Source organism: Enterococcus timonensis, assembly GCF_900104595.1.
In the GTDB taxonomy this organism is placed as follows: domain Bacteria; phylum Bacillota; class Bacilli; order Lactobacillales; family Enterococcaceae; genus Enterococcus_J; species Enterococcus_J timonensis.
In genome coordinates, this window is the sequence record NZ_FNVY01000003.1 from 432,101 (window position 1) to 447,299 (window position 15,199).

The 15,199-nt window shown below is 37.7% G+C and carries 12 protein-coding genes and 1 pseudogene; 11 read left to right on the forward strand and 2 right to left on the reverse strand.

The features are described from left to right. The first annotated feature begins 31 nt into the window (after positions 1–31). The 10 genes and pseudogenes from BQ5341_RS03865 to BQ5341_RS03905 all read left to right on the forward strand — a co-directional run. A complete protein-coding gene (locus BQ5341_RS03865) occupies positions 32–1,324 on the forward strand; it encodes a substrate-binding domain-containing protein (protein WP_071130718.1) in 1,293 nt (430 codons plus the stop codon). A gap of 220 nt (positions 1,325–1,544) precedes the next feature. Then, positions 1,545–3,053 (forward strand): sugar ABC transporter ATP-binding protein, encoded by a 1,509-nt coding sequence (locus BQ5341_RS03870; protein ID WP_071130719.1) that lies wholly within the window; start codon positions 1,545–1,547, stop codon positions 3,051–3,053. A 31-nt stretch (positions 3,054–3,084) separates the two neighbouring features. After that, positions 3,085–4,740 (forward strand): galactose/methyl galactoside ABC transporter permease MglC, encoded by a 1,656-nt coding sequence (locus BQ5341_RS03875; RefSeq protein WP_071130720.1) that lies wholly within the window; start codon positions 3,085–3,087, stop codon positions 4,738–4,740. 219 nt (positions 4,741–4,959) lie between these two features. After that, positions 4,960–6,570, forward strand: coding sequence for a response regulator (locus tag BQ5341_RS03880; RefSeq protein ID WP_071130721.1), 1,611 nt, complete (start codon positions 4,960–4,962; stop codon positions 6,568–6,570). Further along, positions 6,551–8,437, forward strand: a complete 1,887-nt coding sequence (locus BQ5341_RS03885) for a cache domain-containing sensor histidine kinase (RefSeq protein ID WP_205408733.1) — start codon at positions 6,551–6,553, stop codon at positions 8,435–8,437. Before BQ5341_RS03880 ends, BQ5341_RS03885 begins: the two co-directional genes overlap by 20 nt. Then, entirely contained in the window at positions 8,427–9,389 is a 963-nt protein-coding gene (locus BQ5341_RS03890) for a substrate-binding domain-containing protein (RefSeq protein WP_071130722.1), read from the forward strand. The genes BQ5341_RS03885 and BQ5341_RS03890 overlap by 11 nt, the downstream gene beginning before the upstream one ends. Positions 9,390–9,414: 25 nt before the next feature. Beyond that, positions 9,415–10,443, forward strand: coding sequence for a galactose ABC transporter substrate-binding protein (locus BQ5341_RS03895; protein WP_071130723.1), 1,029 nt, complete (start codon positions 9,415–9,417; stop codon positions 10,441–10,443). A 341-nt stretch (positions 10,444–10,784) separates the two neighbouring features. Continuing rightward, positions 10,785–11,336 (forward strand): hypothetical protein, encoded by a 552-nt coding sequence (locus tag BQ5341_RS03900; protein ID WP_071130724.1) that lies wholly within the window; start codon positions 10,785–10,787, stop codon positions 11,334–11,336. Between the two features lie 127 nt (positions 11,337–11,463). Next, the gene (locus tag BQ5341_RS10480) at positions 11,464–11,616 is read left to right on the forward strand and encodes a hypothetical protein (protein WP_158661735.1); all 153 of its coding nucleotides are present in this window, start codon (positions 11,464–11,466) and stop codon (positions 11,614–11,616) included. A 247-nt stretch (positions 11,617–11,863) separates the two neighbouring features. Beyond that, positions 11,864–12,406 (forward strand): annotated as a pseudogene (locus BQ5341_RS03905) (virulence RhuM family protein); the annotation flags it as partial. A gap of 40 nt (positions 12,407–12,446) precedes the next feature. Here BQ5341_RS03905 and BQ5341_RS10545 read toward each other — a convergent pair. Both BQ5341_RS10545 and BQ5341_RS03915 read right to left on the reverse strand, forming a co-directional pair. Beyond that, on the reverse strand, positions 12,447–13,031 hold the full coding sequence (locus BQ5341_RS10545; RefSeq protein WP_071130725.1) for a hypothetical protein: 585 nt from the start codon (positions 13,029–13,031) through the stop codon (positions 12,447–12,449). 52 nt (positions 13,032–13,083) lie between these two features. After that, positions 13,084–13,395, reverse strand: a complete 312-nt coding sequence (locus tag BQ5341_RS03915) for a DUF2316 family protein (protein WP_071130726.1) — start codon at positions 13,393–13,395, stop codon at positions 13,084–13,086. A gap of 332 nt (positions 13,396–13,727) precedes the next feature. Between BQ5341_RS03915 and BQ5341_RS03920 the strand changes: the two genes are divergently transcribed. Next, complete coding sequence (locus BQ5341_RS03920) at positions 13,728–15,197, forward strand: DUF6287 domain-containing protein (protein WP_071130727.1); 1,470 nt, start codon at positions 13,728–13,730, stop codon at positions 15,195–15,197. Positions 15,198–15,199 lie beyond the last annotated feature (2 nt).

The following is a 15,199-nucleotide window of genomic DNA, read 5'->3' on the forward strand; positions in this document are numbered from 1 at the left end:
CGTAAGCGCTAAAAAGGAGGAAGAAAGATTTATGAGAAAGAAAACAGCATTTTTAACATTAGCACTTGCACTTGGATTGACAACTTCTTTAGCCGCATGTAGTTCAGGCGACGATGCAGGCACTGATGGTTCTGGTTCAGGTAGCGGAGATTCAGCATCTAGTGTAGCAAACAAAGATAAACCACTAGTTTGGTTCAATCGCCAACCTTCCAACTCTTCAACCGGTGAGTTAGATAAAGCCGCTCTTAGCTTTAACGATGACACTTACTATGTTGGATTTGACGCTAATCAAGGGGCCGAAGTTCAAGGGACAATGATTAAAGAATATATTGAAGAAAACATTGCTACTGTCGATAAAAATGGTGACGGTATCATCGGTTATGTTTTAGCTATTGGAGACGTTGGTCATAATGATTCAATCGCTCGGACAAGAGGGGTTCGTAAAGCTCTTGGTACTAGCGTAGAAAAAGATGGCAACATTATTAGTGAACCAATCGGAACAAACGCTGACGGAAAAGCAACTAACGTTCAAGATGGAACTTTAGAAGTCGACGGCAAAGAATATACAATTAGAGAACTTGCTTCTCAAGAAATGAAAAATAACTCTGGAGCTACTTGGGATGCAGCCACAGCCGGAAACGGAATTGGCACTTGGGCTTCTTCATTTGGGGAACAAATTGATGTCATTGCTTCAAACAATGACGGTATGGGTATGTCCATGTTTAACTCATGGTCAAAAGATAATGATGTTCCAACATTCGGATATGATGCTAACAGTGATGCAGTAGCTGCTATTGCTGAAGGATACGGCGGAACAATTAGCCAACATGCTGACGTTCAAGCATATTTAACGCTTCGTGTATTGCGTAATGCTTTAGACGGCGTTGATGTGGACACTGGGATTGGTACTGCAGATGAAGCAGGGAATGTTTTAGCTGAAGATACTTACACTTACAGCGAAGAAGACCGTTCATACTACGCATTAAATGTTGCCGTAACTGCTGAAAACTATGAAGACTTTACTGATTCTACAATGGTTTACGAACCAGTTTCTAAACAATTAGATGCAGCAAAATCTCCAGAAAAGAAAGTTTGGTTGAACATTTACAATTCAGGCGATAACTTCTTAGGATCAACTTACCAACCTTTGTTAGAAAAATATGACGACCTATTGAACTTAAAAGTTGAATACATCGGTGGCGATGGTCAAACAGAATCTAACATCACTAACCGTCTTGGTAACCCAACGGAATATGACGCATTTGCTATTAACATGGTTAAGACCGATAATGCAGCTTCATATACTTCAATTTTAAATCAATAAAAGTAGCAAAAAGATTGGGACTGTGACAGTAATATTGTTGCAGTCCCTATTTAAAGGATAGCTGATGTAACAACTTGTTTCTTTTGAGACAAGTTGGATTTTACATAAATCTAGCAGATTTCAAAAGAATTCTGACGTTAGATAATGTTAATATGTTTTTATAAATTTAGAAAAAATAACAAAGTGAAAAACTATCAAGTAAAAGTTTGGAGAAGGAAATATGAGTGATGTAAAAGATGATATCGTCTTATCAATAAGAGGCATGAGCAAGTCTTTTGGTCGTAACCGCGTCTTAGATCATATTGATTTAGATGTGAAACGGGGAACCGTTATGGGCCTAATGGGAGAAAATGGCGCCGGTAAATCAACGATGATGAAATGCCTTTTCGGAACTTACCAAAAAGATGAAGGCTCTATTTTCCTAGAAAATAAAGAGGTCAGTTTTTCTGGACCAAAAGATGCCCTTGAAAATGGAATTGCCATGGTGCACCAAGAGTTAAACCAAGCTTTAGAAAGAAATGTTGTTGATAATCTATTTTTAGGTCGTTATCCAGTCAATGCACTTGGCGTTGTCGACGAACGACAAATGCGGCGTGAAGCTTCCGAGTTATTTAGAAAATTAGGGATTATCGTTAATTTAAATCAACCAATGCGCACCATGTCCGTTTCGCAAAGACAAATGTGTGAAATTGCCAAAGCTATTTCTTACAAGTCAAAATTGATTGTTTTAGATGAACCGACTTCCTCATTAACGATTCAAGAAGTAGATAAACTTTTTGAAATGATGCGGATGCTTAGAGATCAAGGAATTTCGATCGTTTATATTTCTCACAAAATGGATGAAATTTTTGAAATTTGTGATGAAGTTTCCGTTCTTCGTGATGGGAAATTAGTTATGACCCAAGATACGAAAGACACGAATATGAAAGATTTAGTTACAGCAATGGTAGGGCGTTCTTTAGATAATCGCTTCCCACCAGTGGACAATACTCCTGGTAAACCAATTTTATCTATTAGAAATCTTTCGACAAAATTTGCCCCCCAACTCCAAGATGTGACCTTCGATGTTAAAGAAGGAGAAATTTTTGGTTTATACGGATTAGTTGGTGCCGGAAGAACAGAACTGTTAGAAACTATTTTTGGGATTCGTACGAGAGCTGCTGGCCGGGTTTATTACAATGAAAAACTAATGAACTTTGGTAGTCCTAAAGAAGCGATGGAAAATGGTTTTGCCATGATTACTGAGGAACGAAAAGCTAACGGTATTTTTGAAAAAGGAAACTTGATTTTTAATACGACAATTGCCAATCTACCTCAATATCAAAAAGGAGCGGCTCTTTCCAATGCTAAAATGGAAAAAGCTACTTTAAATGAGATTAAAGTCATGCGCACAAAAACCATGGGACCAAATGAATCGATTGCTAGTCTTTCCGGTGGGAATCAACAAAAAGTTATTTTCGGGAAATGGTTAGAACGAAATCCGAAAGTCTTTATGATGGATGAACCCACTCGTGGGATTGACGTAGGTGCTAAATACGAAATTTATGAATTGATCATTAAAATGGCTAAAGAAGGGAAAAGCATTATTGTAGTTTCCTCTGAAATGCCAGAAATTCTTGGTTTGACCAATCGAATTGGCGTCATGTCAAATGGCCACCTTTCTGGAATTGTTAATACAAAGGAAACTAATCAAGAAGAGCTTTTAGAACTTAGTGCGAAATATTTATAATAGATAATTGATAATAGAGGAGAATTAAAGGATGGCAACAGAAAAAAGTAAGATCCTGACTGAGGAAGAGGAACTGAATTTACGACGCCCGATTGATGCACATGTTGGGGAAATTCAAGAAAAAGTCAATCAAATCAGAGTAACAGGTACCGATAAAGTAATTGCAGCCAATAGTGAAATTGAAAATACTAAACGTGATCGCAGTCTATCAAAAGAAGAAAAAAAACAAATTACTGACCGACTTCATGCGGAATTAGAAGTAGCCAAAAAAGACGAAGCAAAAAATAAAGATGCCGTTTCTAAGCTAACTTCTGAAGCAGAAAGTTATTTAGATGCTCACTATGACAAAGATTATTTGCGGCATGTCAAAGTAAGTGCCGCCCAAGAAGAAGTTGTGGCTAAAAAACATTACCAACAAAAAGTGGCAGAATTAACTGCAGCCCATAAAAAAGATGTTGCTAAAATTTCTGATCATCAAGAAATTAAAGAAGAAAAATATGTTCATAAAAACAAACTTTTTGATGCAAAAATGGAATATCAAAGTGAAGAACGGCGGATTAAAGACCGTGTCCATGAAGCTTTTGTCCATAAATTCCAATTGTTAGATTTCTTAAAAATGTCTCGATTCAGCGTGAAAGAAACGCTGGAACAAAGATGGGAAAATTACAAGTACTCTTTCAATCGTCGGGATTTCCTTTTGCAAAATGGACTGTACATCGCCATTATCTTAGTGTTTATCGTCCTAGCTATTATTACGCCAATGATTAAAGGGACACCTCTTTTAACTTACAACAATGTGATTAACATTTTGCAACAAGCTTCTCCACAAATGTTCTTAGCATTAGGTGTGGCAGGTTTAATTCTCTTAACTGGTACTGACCTTTCCATTGGTCGGATGGTCGGGATGGGGATGACCGCCTCAACAATTATTATGCACCAAGGAATTAATACCGGTAGTGTTTTTGGAAAAATCTTTGACTTTTCAACACTTCCTTTAGGTGTTCGCGTGGTTTTTGCCTTGATTGCAACAATTATTTTGACAACTATTTTCACCACGATTGCCGGATTCTTCACGGCGCGCTTTAAAATGCATCCATTTATTTCCACAATGGCTAACACGTTAGTCATCTTTGGGTTAGTAACTTATGCGACTAAAGGGGTTTCCTTTGGGGCAATTGATCCAGCGATTCCTAATATGATTATTCCAAAATTAAATGGTTTTCCAACGATTATTATTTGGGCTATCGCCGCTATTATTGTCATCTGGTTTATCTGGAATAAAACAAAATTCGGGAAAAATTTGTACGCGGTGGGTGGTAATCCTGAAGCTGCAGCAGTTTCTGGGATTTCTGTCTTCGCCGTTACGATGGGCGCATTTATTTTAGCCGGTGTGTTATATGGATTCGGTTCTTGGTTAGAAACAGCCCGGATGGTAGGTTCTGGTTCAGCTGCTTACGGTCAAGGTTGGGAAATGAACGCCATTGCAGCCTGCGTAGTCGGTGGGGTTTCATTTACCGGTGGGATTGGTAAAATTTCAGGCGTGGTTGTTGGGGTAACTATTTTCACGGCCTTAACATATGCTTTGACAATTCTAGGAATTGACACGAACTTACAATTTGTTTTCTCTGGGATTATTATTTTAGTAGCCGTTACTTTGGACTCTTTGAAATACGTTCAGAAAAAATAATAAGTCTGTTTACTAAAGTTAAAAAGTTTTTTAAAAAAAACGACAGGATAAAAAAACGGATCATCGATTACATGAAGAGTTTCTTCATCAGCGGTGATCCGTTTTTTTATTTTATAAAGAATGGATTTACATGGCGAATCGTCTTTCTAAATGAAGGGATTTAGTCCATAATATATAGTGACAGCTAATCATTTTTTTGTTTACATATAAGGAGAAAAGATGGAAAAATATACATTACTAATCGTCGATGATGAGGCAGAAGTTTTACAAGTGATGATTAAAAAAATCAACTGGGAATCTTTAGGATTTACCGTAATAGGTACTGCCGATAATGGGCTAAAAGCAATCGAGATGATGGAAAAATACCAACCCGATGTTATGATGACCGATATTCGCATGCCATATATGGACGGTCTAGAGCTTAGTCAACGCGTGCGGACGGAATTTCCCGCCACCAAAATTTTAATTTTTTCTGGTTTTGATGAATTTGAATATGTGAAAGAAGCGCTGCGCTTAGAAGTGGGAGAATATATTTTAAAGCCGGTCAGTTCTATAGAGCTGACGGAAATTTTTACCCAATTAAAAGTCAAACTAGATCAAGAAATTAGCGAAAGCCGCAATGTGGAAAATCTGGAAGTTTTTTATCAAGAGTCGCTGCCTTTAATGCAAAATAATTTTTATTCGAACTTGTTAGAAGGGCGGATTAAAGAGGAGGATCTTGATAAATATTTGGTGAACTATCAAATTCCTTTGAATGCGCCTTACTATTGTTGTTTAGTGCTACATACTTCGCTTTCTCAAGTGCCTGATGAGTTAAATCCAGTCTTAATGGCAACGTCTGTTCAACAACAAGCGCAAAAATATTTCAGCACCAAATGGCAAGCGCACTTTTTTAGTTATTTAGGAGAGACGATTATCTTAGTCCAGTTACAAAACACGCAAGATTTATCGGAGTTAACTGATGAATGTGACCGTTTTTGTAAATATGTTCTTCATTTGATAAAAGCGGTGGTGACTATTGGGATTGGACAAATTTGCGATACGATTATTAAGTTAGAACAATCGTATACGAGTGGGCGAATGGCAGTTTCTTACCGGGGAATTTACGGAGCTTCGCGGGTGATTAATATTAATGAAGTGGCGCCCCAAGAAGCGGAACAGTACAATTTAACTAATGAAACAGATATTTCTGATCTCTTTAAAAAAATCCATACCGGTTCTAAGCGTGAAATTGAAGATTCGGCGAATCATTTTTTGGATCATCTTTATGCTCAAGCGCAACTGTTTCATCAACATACGGTGGCGGTTTCTGAATTAATTGGTGATTTGTATCAATTTACTACGAATAATAGTTTGAGTGTCGAAGAAATCTTAGGAAATATTAAGGAATTGTATTTATGGCTGCCGGATTTAAATCCTGAAGCTCTAAGAAAATGGTTAGTAGAAGTTAGTTTAACGTTGAATGAAAAATTAGCCAGCGCCCGAAATAGTTCCACCCAAACTTTGGTCTTAAAAGCCCAAGAATATGTGCGGCATCACTTTTCCGATACTAGTTTATCGCTAGATGATTTGACGGAAATTTTAGGCGTCTCTAATTCTTATTTTTCGTCGATTTTTAAAAAAGTCACTGGCGAAACATTTATTAGTTATTTAACCAATTATCGATTGAATATCGCTTCTCGGCTTTTACTTGAGACGGATGAAAAAAGTTATGTGATTAGTGAAAAAGTCGGATACGCCGATCCAAATTATTTTAGTTATGTTTTTAAACGCCGCTTTGGCCAGTCACCGCTAAAATATCGAATGGGGCATGAAGTCAGTGAAACGTAAATTAGTTAGTCCAAAACAAAAATTTTCTTCCTTAAGTATGCAGTCAATTATTATGATTGTTTTTACAGTTTTATCGATTTTAATTGCTTTAGTGACAGGGTTTTTGCTCTATTTAAAATTCTCTGATACGTCTAAGCAAATGGAAGTCAAAGCAACGCAAGAAACTGTCCGCCAAACAAAAGAAGCGATGGAAGATTATTTAATGCGAATGCGCCAAATTTCTGATACGGTCTATTACAGTGTCGTAAAAGAAAATGACTTTTCCTTTCAAGTCAACAATATCCACCAAGGAATGAATATTTTATACGAAAGTAATAAAGATAATCTAGCAAGTGTAGCGATTTATAATAATTATGGCAGTCTGGTGGCGGCTGAACCGGTAGCTTTGCAAAAAGAATCGCCGGAGATTACGAAACAAGACTGGTATCAAGCAGCTTTAAATCAAGTGGAAAATATTCATTTTTCAACGCCTCATGTGCAAAATCTTTTTGATAATGGGACCCAAAGATACGACTGGGTGATTTCTTTAAGTCGCGCCGTGGAGTTAAATAACGGCGGGCAAACCCAACAAGGCGTGCTGCTGGTGGATATGAATTACTATTACATTTCTCATATGATGGAGCAGTTGAATACTTCCAATAGCGCCAAATATTATTATTTAAGTGACAGTCAAGGAAATATTATTTATCATCCTAAACAAATCCAACTGCTGAAAGGATTGGCCCAGGAAAATAATTTGCAAGTGACCCAATATCCAAAAGGCAGTTACGACGAAACTTTTGCCGGTCAGAAAAGAAATATTATTGTCGATGATGTGAGTTATACCGGTTGGAAATTAGTCGGAGTCATGCCGGCGGATACTTTTGCGCAAGATCGTTTTCAAATTCGTTTATTTATCGCGCTGTATCTAGTGTTAATTACGATGGTCTTGTTAGTCTTGAACCGGTTGATTTCTTCAAGAATATCGCGGCCAATTCAACGGCTAAATGATTCAGTAATGGACTATGAATCTGGCAAAAAACCGGAAATTTATATTGGTGGTTCATCAGAAATTATTCATTTAGGACAATCGATAGAAGATTCTTATACGCAAATCGACACCTTAATGAAAGAAATTATTACCGAGCACAATGAAAGACGAAAAAGTGAATTAGATGTTTTGCAAAGTCAGATTAATCCTCACTTTTTATATAATACATTAGAGTCGATTACTTGGATGATTGAAGGCGAGCAAAATGATAAGGCCTCATTTATGGTGACCCAACTGGCGAAATTATTCCGGATAAGTTTATCTAAAGGACAAACGATTATTTCCATTGGCGATGAGCTGCAACACGCTAGAAGCTACATGAATATTCAAAAGCAACGTTATCAAGACAAGGTGGAAGTCATCTTTGATATGGATCCGGATATTGAAAAATTTGCCACGGTAAAACTAATCTTGCAGCCGATTTTGGAAAATAGTTTGAACTATGCGGTGAGTGATGTGGAAGATGACGGGTTTATAAAAATTGAAGGACGTCTGGCAGATGATAAAATTATTATTTCTATTTCCGATAATGGGATGGGAATGTCTGAAACACAAGTAGCTAACCTTTTGAATGGCCAGCCGAAAGAAAATAGCAAAGGTTCCGGCGTTGGTTTAGTGAATGTTAATAAGCGTCTGCAGCTTTTCTTTGGCGAAGATTATGGTTTGAAAATTGAAAGTCAATTGGATTTTGGAACAACGGTGACGATTTTTATGCCGGCTATTTTGTATACAGAAGAAAATCGTCAAATCTTAGAACAAGGTTTTCATTATGGCGGGCAGAAGATGGTAGGCAGAGCAACTAAAGAGGATGTCGAGGATAATCTAAATGAAAAATAATAAAATTTTCTATTTAATCGAAGGAATCCTCGCCTTAATCGCGGTCATTTTAACGATTGTAATGTTAAATGGCACAACAGCGGCTAATACCGGAAAAGTGGCCGTGATTGTGCCAGACTCTGATTCTAGCCAATGGGTTTTATTAAAATATGGCCTGAAAATGGCGGCCGACGATGCTCAGATTGATTTGTATATTGTGGATACGAAAGAGAAACTAACGGCAGCCGATCAACAAAATTTAATTGAACAAGAAATTGCAAACGGGGCAGAGGCCATCATTTTGCAACCGACTGTTGAAGCAGACACAGAAGCGATGTTAGCCAATCTGGCCCAAAAAATTCCGATTCTTTCCCTCAATGCCCAAGCAGTACAAACATCAAAAATAAATGCGATTGAAACAGATAATTATCAAATCGGGATGGCTTTAGCTGCCGAAGTTTTAAAAGATTATTCAAATGATTTAACCGGAAAAACGATAGGTCTTGTCTCCACTCAGCAAAAGGATCCAGAAACTCACAGCCGGCAAGAAGGTTTTGAAGCAGGAATTAAAAATAAAGGCGGTCTTATTTCTTGGGAAGCCAGTGCGCCGGTGAACGATGCGCCGTCACCATTTCCGCGAACCCTTCCGGCAGTTAACATTGTTGTGGGATTAGATGATCGAAGTTTAGTTTCAGCCGGTCAATTTGCCGCCACCAACGATTTAAAAGGAGCGGTGGTCTATGGGGTTGGACATTCCAATGAAGCTATTTACTATTTGGATACCGATTTGATTTCTTGTTTAGTGATCCCCGATGAATTTGAGGCGGGTTATCAAAGTGTTTTAAAAACGGCACAACGTTTGAAAAAGCCATTTTCTGGATTATCCAACGAGATTATTTCTTATAAAATTGTCCGTCGAGATGATTTATTTACTAAAGAAAATGAAGAACTTTTATTTATGATCAGTCAGTAATCATTTTTTGAAAGTGAGATGTCAAATGAAATTAAAACTTTTTTTGCCGATAACTTTTTTATTAATACCAGCGCTATTTTTAGTAAGTTGCGGAAAATCTGAAGTACAAGAGCAAAGTAAAATTCATATTGGCCTGGCTAGTTACAATCAAGAAGATATATTTATGAATGAATTGATTACTAGTTTTGAAGGACAAATGGAAGAGTTTGGGGAAAAAGAAGAGCTCACCACGCTAGTCACCACTAGAGATTCCGCCCACTCCCAGCGCCGACAAGATATTCAAGTGAAAGAACTTCTCGATGCTGGCTGCAGTGTTTTGGTGGTAAATCTTGTGGACCGGACAGCGCCATCGAAAATTATTGAACTTGCTAGAGAGAAAGATGTCCCCGTCATTTTTTTCAATCGCGAACCTGTTATGGAAGATTTAAATCAATGGGATAGTTTGTATTATGTGGGGGGAGATGCGAAAGAATCCGGACAAATGCAAGGCGAAATCGCCGCTGAAGCTATTTTGAATCAGCCACAAATTGATCATAATCAAGATGGAAAAATCCAATATGTAGTTTTGGAAGGCGAAACGGGTCACCAAGATGCCATTATTCGAACTGAAGAAGCCGTCAACGCCCTGAAAGAGCAAGGAATTGTTCTGGAAAAATTAGGCTATGAAGTTGCCAACTGGAATCGAGCACAAGCGGCCAATCGCATGACACAACTGATCAATCAACATCAAAATGATATTGAATTAGTTCTGGCAAATAATGACGAGATGGCTTTAGGCGGACTCGATGCGTATCACAAATTAAACCGAACGCAAGCAAGCATTCCGATATTTTTCGGGATTGACGGGACGAAAGAAGGTCTCGAGGCAATCAAAGACGGGCAACTAGCCGGCACTGTTTATAATAATAAAGAAGAACAAGCTGAAGCTATGGCAGAAATAGCTACGGCCTTAGCCACAAATAAAAGAATTCCGAATATTTATTTAGCTAATGATCGAAAATTTTACGCCTCTAATAGTAAAATCACCCAGGAAAATGTGGGGGATTATGAGTAGAGGTGGGGTTGGGTGATGAGCTTGTTTTACGCGGGCAGAAGGACTAGTGGACCGTTTCCAAAATGAAAATAGTTTAGATGAATGAAGAAAATAAAAATCTATCGGATGATTCCACCGGACGATAGCTAGATAACCTTGACGCATAGGCATTTTAGGAAGGTATTAATTTACCGGACGATTTAATACATTAAAGTATCGGGTTATTATCGAAGGGAGATGTATTTTTAGAATTTTACTGTCTTTATGTTTTTAATCTGACAGAGTTCATTATTAGTCCTATTTCACTTAGTTTGTTATGCTTTATATATCAACAAAACTAATTGAAAAGGACGTGAGCGACCATGAAGAAACTGAGCTTAGTCATTTTAGCCGCCTCAGTAGCCCTATTGACTGCTTGTAATTCAACAGAAATCACACCAGAATCCAACAATGAAATGAGCAGCGATGTTGTCAATGACCCCAACAGTAACCAGCCAGAACAATCCAGTAGTATCGACCAAGAGCCGATCACTCAATCTAATCAAACGTTGAGACAAAACACCGACGATAAAATTTCTTTATTGCCAGAAGTCTGGACCTTCGATGAATTGTTAGTAACGGAAATTGAAGCCGAATGGGAAGATAGCAATCATTTAGAATTAGAAATTAGTTGGCAAAACCTGACAACCGCTAATCAAATGTTTGCTAACTTGGCAGAAATGACGGTTCAACAGAACGGAAAATCCTTAGCTTTAATTGAAACTGACGATGATTTTTCTGATTCAGTGGCGGTTCAAGCGATTGAAGATTTCGAGCTTACTTTCCAGTTGGACAATCAAAATGATCCGGTGGAAATCACGGTAACACCTAAAGCAGGTGACGCCCAAACTATCAAGATTGAACTGGCACAATAAAAACGAATATTTAGTGAAACAATCAATAAAAAGCCATGAGGTCATTTCGACTTTATGGCTTTTTATTTGGCTTAAAATGCGATAAGATTAAAAAGAATTTTTGTCTGGAAAAGGAGAAACGAATGAGATGGACAAACTAAAAGAACGGTTAGACATGTTTAGTGGCGCCGTCATTGCCTTTGCCGTTGAAGGCCCAATCGCCCAACCAATTGCCCGCTTTGTTTTATTGAAGTTGCACCAGGTACACGATGCCGATACTGAGGATTTAGTCGACGAATAATTGTTTCAAGTACTCTACTTAGTGATAGGTGTGATAGGTATTTTTTTTCACAGAAAAATCTTAAATTGGAAAGGATTATGCGTATATTTTAAATAAGGTCGACAAAATTCGGAGATACTGATATCCTCGAAACATAGGATAATTTGGTTGAAACAGGAATTGAATTTTAGCATCGATCAAAGGAATAAAAGAGTTCAGACGTTTCATCACAAGGAGGGTAAATGAGGTTAGAAGGGGGGAATATTCGGTGAATGAAATACAATTTTTAATGTACGAGGATAATGAAAAAGTTGAAGTTTTGGTTCAAGATGAAACTATTTGGGCGACGCAAAAGACAATTTCTGAGTTGTTTGGTGTAGACAGAACGTCTATCACACGCCATCTGAAAAATATTTTTGAGACCGGTGAACTAAATGAAAAAGTGGTGTGTGCAGAAATTGCACATACCACTCAACATGGTGCCATAGCAGGAAAAACGCAAACTCAAAAAGTAAAATACTACAATCTCGATGCCATTATTTCGATTGGCTATCGGGTCAACTCGCAAAAAGCGACCAAGTTTCGTATTTGGGCAACGGACATTTTAAAAGATTATATCCAAAAAGGGTTCAAGATTGATGTTGAACGGATGAAGCAAGGTAAAAATGTTTTTGGCAAAGATTATTTTCGAGAATTATTGGAAACTGTTCGGTCGATTCGCGCCAGCGAAAGACGAATTTGGCAACAGATTACCGATGTATTTGCTGAAATATCTTTTGACTATGATAAGAATTCTGACATTACAAAAAGTCCCACAATTAGTTTGAAAACTAGCTGCGGGACTTTTTTAGTTATTTCTCTTCGTTAATCCAAGTTTCAGCTTGAGCATATAAATTCTTTTCATCAGCCGGTCGATCAGTACCAAGCAAATCTTGGCTGATTTTTCCGTCAGCATTGAGTCGTACATAAGCTAAATAGCGATAGCTGCGGCGCAAACCCGCCACATCTTTAGGATTAATTTTCAAATCTTCACCAGGAATGGCGGCCGATAATTGATCACTTTCATCAATGGAAGTTAAATTGACGATTTTCCAGTGATTTTCTCTTTTTTCCACCAAATAAATTAAGCGCATATAAGATTTAAGAACGGCCTCCACGCCATTAACTAGCTGCCAACGACTGGTGGTGGAAGCTAGCTCAACGTAAGCCCGGTTACCATGTTGGTGAATAACCGGCGTACCAAAGCGACCAACAATTGGCAAGCTATGATCCACTTCTACCGGCTCTTTTCCAAGAAATGTATTCACCGGCCCATTCTGCCAACTTGTTCTAACGGTGGCATCGGAAAAATAACAATCGGCAATTTCGGGAACGTGCCGACCGCGGAACATCCGCTCTTTTAGTACTAATTGACTAATCGTTTCAAAATCATTCATCTTTTTATTCACCTTTTTTTATGAAAATAAATTTAGAGGCGAAATTGTTGACCTAGTTATCGCCTGCAGAGATTTGTTGTTGATCAATTAAGTTGGAATTTAAAAACCAATATTGATGATAATCGCCGACAAGGGCGGTAAATTCAACTGATTCTTCACCATTTTCTTCTACTTTTTCAATTAAATAATTCCGCAAAATCCAAGGGTCATTCAGTGAGTTTTGCGTTAATGAAAATAAATGATCGAGCTTCGTTAAGCTAATATTTAAATCATCGGCCACTTGTTCTTTGGTAAGACCACTGCGGAAAAAATTTTCATGTAACTCATCGATGGTGTTTTTAACTTGCTGGGAATTTAACGACATTTTGTAGCCTCCTTAAAAATAATTACTGATTTTATTGCTTGAATCACTAACCACTTTATTATAGGAGGTAATAATTCTAAATGAAAGGAAGATGCGCAACAGAGTTTACTAGAGTGTGATTTTAAATTTCGGCAAATCAATTTCAAAAGGCGAGGCGCTGAAGTTGTAGTCATATTGATACTACAAGTTTGAAAATTTCAACTAGACAGGTAAAAAATGAAGTGCTAGCATGGCTATTGTAGCTTTAATCCAATCATGAACTTCAAGCTGAGTAACTTGGAGCCAAGAGTGAATCAAGCAAAATGCAATATTTAATTGAAGGGGATAGTTCGATGAAAAAGAGGAAAAAATTAGTTTTAGGGTTGGTATTAGCTTTGTTAGTACTAGGTTTTGGAGGATTTTTTTATTATAAAAATCAAGCAGCAGAAACTGAGATGATGGTTACTGAAATCAAAAAAATTGAGCAGCAACAAAATGATTTTACTGAAGAAAAAGATGATACAAAAAAACTCGCCTACACCAAAAAACTAATAGCAGATGCTGAAAGTTATCAAAAAAAACATGCACGACAAAAGAAAGCCATTCAAAAATTTAAGGAAACAATTAAAGAAGAACAAGCTTATTTCAAAGAACAGCACCAAAAAATCCTGGCTGAAAATGAAGTGGCAGATTTACAAACAGTAGAACAGTCAGAGCTTGAAGAAAAAGTGAAATCTTTAGAAGGACTTCAGGAAACAATCAAAGAAACGCAAGAAGTCGTCTATACAAAAAAAGAAGCAGAAGAAATCATCGGAGAAATTGTCGACCGCTTGGATGATTATAATGAACGAGCCGAAGAAATTGCCGCAGAAACTATGAATTTCTCTCAGATTGAACAAGGTGACTACTCTAGTCTGATGGGCGAATGGGAAGAAGTGGCGATGGCCGTTAATATGTATCGAGGAGATGGAATTACTTGGCAAGATACTTTCGATGATCAAATCACGATTACCAAAAGTGAAATCTCTGTTAGTGGGATGACTTTACGTGGAAATATTTTGCTGGATCCTGAAGAAAAAGCAGTCATATATCGTGAAGAGGATGATTATTTACGAGCAGATACTGAGGAGGGCGCCATTATTTGGAATATTGGTTTTTATCCAAAAGGGGCTGTTTATGGCGCCTCAATTCCTAATCAGTCAATCGCAATTGACCAAAACAAGGAACGGATTTCCCTTAGAACGAGTAACATGGGTTTAACAATGGTGTTTCAACGGGTTAGTCCAAAAAGTGCGGCCAGCGCAACTTCGAATTCGACAAGTTCAGATTCAACAACTTCAGAAGCAGCAACTGCGGAATCTGATGCAAACAAAGCATCAAAAATGGATTTGGCTGCCATTAGCACAGGAAATTATGAAAGTATCATAGGTAGTTGGCAAAATGGTTTGGGCGAAACAATTACTGCAGATAAAGATGTTCTAAATTTTTCTAATATCAATAGTTTTGGCGCGGCAGGCACAGTCAGCGGGTTAACGATAGATGTTCCAGATTTTAATGATGAAAATGGTCAGCCCCAACTTGAAGAATGGGCCGGCACAGAAAGAAAAGAATACGATCCGCAGCTAGAAATCAAAGAAAATCAAGAAATCCTTGAGTTAACTGGCTCATTCATTGACTCAGGTTATCACCTATTTTTCTTGCCTGAAGGAACGAGGGGAGAATTAACAGTTGGCGATCTTAATCAAGATAAAATAGTTTCTCTTTCCACGCAAAGTAGCATTGATTCTATTCCAGAAGAGCAAGTGTATTACAAAGTTAAATAAAA

Bases quoted from the DNA above. Each gene is read 5' to 3' on its own strand.
- BQ5341_RS03865 (WP_071130718.1), top strand. From the start codon at position 32: ATGAGAAAGAAAACAGCATTTTTAACATTAGCACTTGCACTTGGATTG.
- BQ5341_RS03915 (WP_071130726.1), bottom strand. From the start codon at position 13,395: ATGTCGTTAAATTCCCAGCAAGTTAAAAACACCATCGATGAGTTACAT.
- BQ5341_RS03880 (WP_071130721.1), top strand. From the start codon at position 4,960: ATGGAAAAATATACATTACTAATCGTCGATGATGAGGCAGAAGTTTTA.
- BQ5341_RS03920 (WP_071130727.1), top strand. From the start codon at position 13,728: ATGAAAAAGAGGAAAAAATTAGTTTTAGGGTTGGTATTAGCTTTGTTA.
- BQ5341_RS03875 (WP_071130720.1), top strand. From the start codon at position 3,085: ATGGCAACAGAAAAAAGTAAGATCCTGACTGAGGAAGAGGAACTGAAT.
- BQ5341_RS03870 (WP_071130719.1), top strand. From the start codon at position 1,545: ATGAGTGATGTAAAAGATGATATCGTCTTATCAATAAGAGGCATGAGC.
- BQ5341_RS03885 (WP_205408733.1), top strand. From the start codon at position 6,551: ATGAAGTCAGTGAAACGTAAATTAGTTAGTCCAAAACAAAAATTTTCT.
- BQ5341_RS03895 (WP_071130723.1), top strand. From the start codon at position 9,415: ATGAAATTAAAACTTTTTTTGCCGATAACTTTTTTATTAATACCAGCG.
- BQ5341_RS03890 (WP_071130722.1), top strand. From the start codon at position 8,427: ATGAAAAATAATAAAATTTTCTATTTAATCGAAGGAATCCTCGCCTTA.
- BQ5341_RS10545 (WP_071130725.1), bottom strand. From the start codon at position 13,031: ATGAATGATTTTGAAACGATTAGTCAATTAGTACTAAAAGAGCGGATG.
- BQ5341_RS03900 (WP_071130724.1), top strand. From the start codon at position 10,785: ATGAAGAAACTGAGCTTAGTCATTTTAGCCGCCTCAGTAGCCCTATTG.
- BQ5341_RS10480 (WP_158661735.1), top strand. From the start codon at position 11,464: ATGGACAAACTAAAAGAACGGTTAGACATGTTTAGTGGCGCCGTCATT.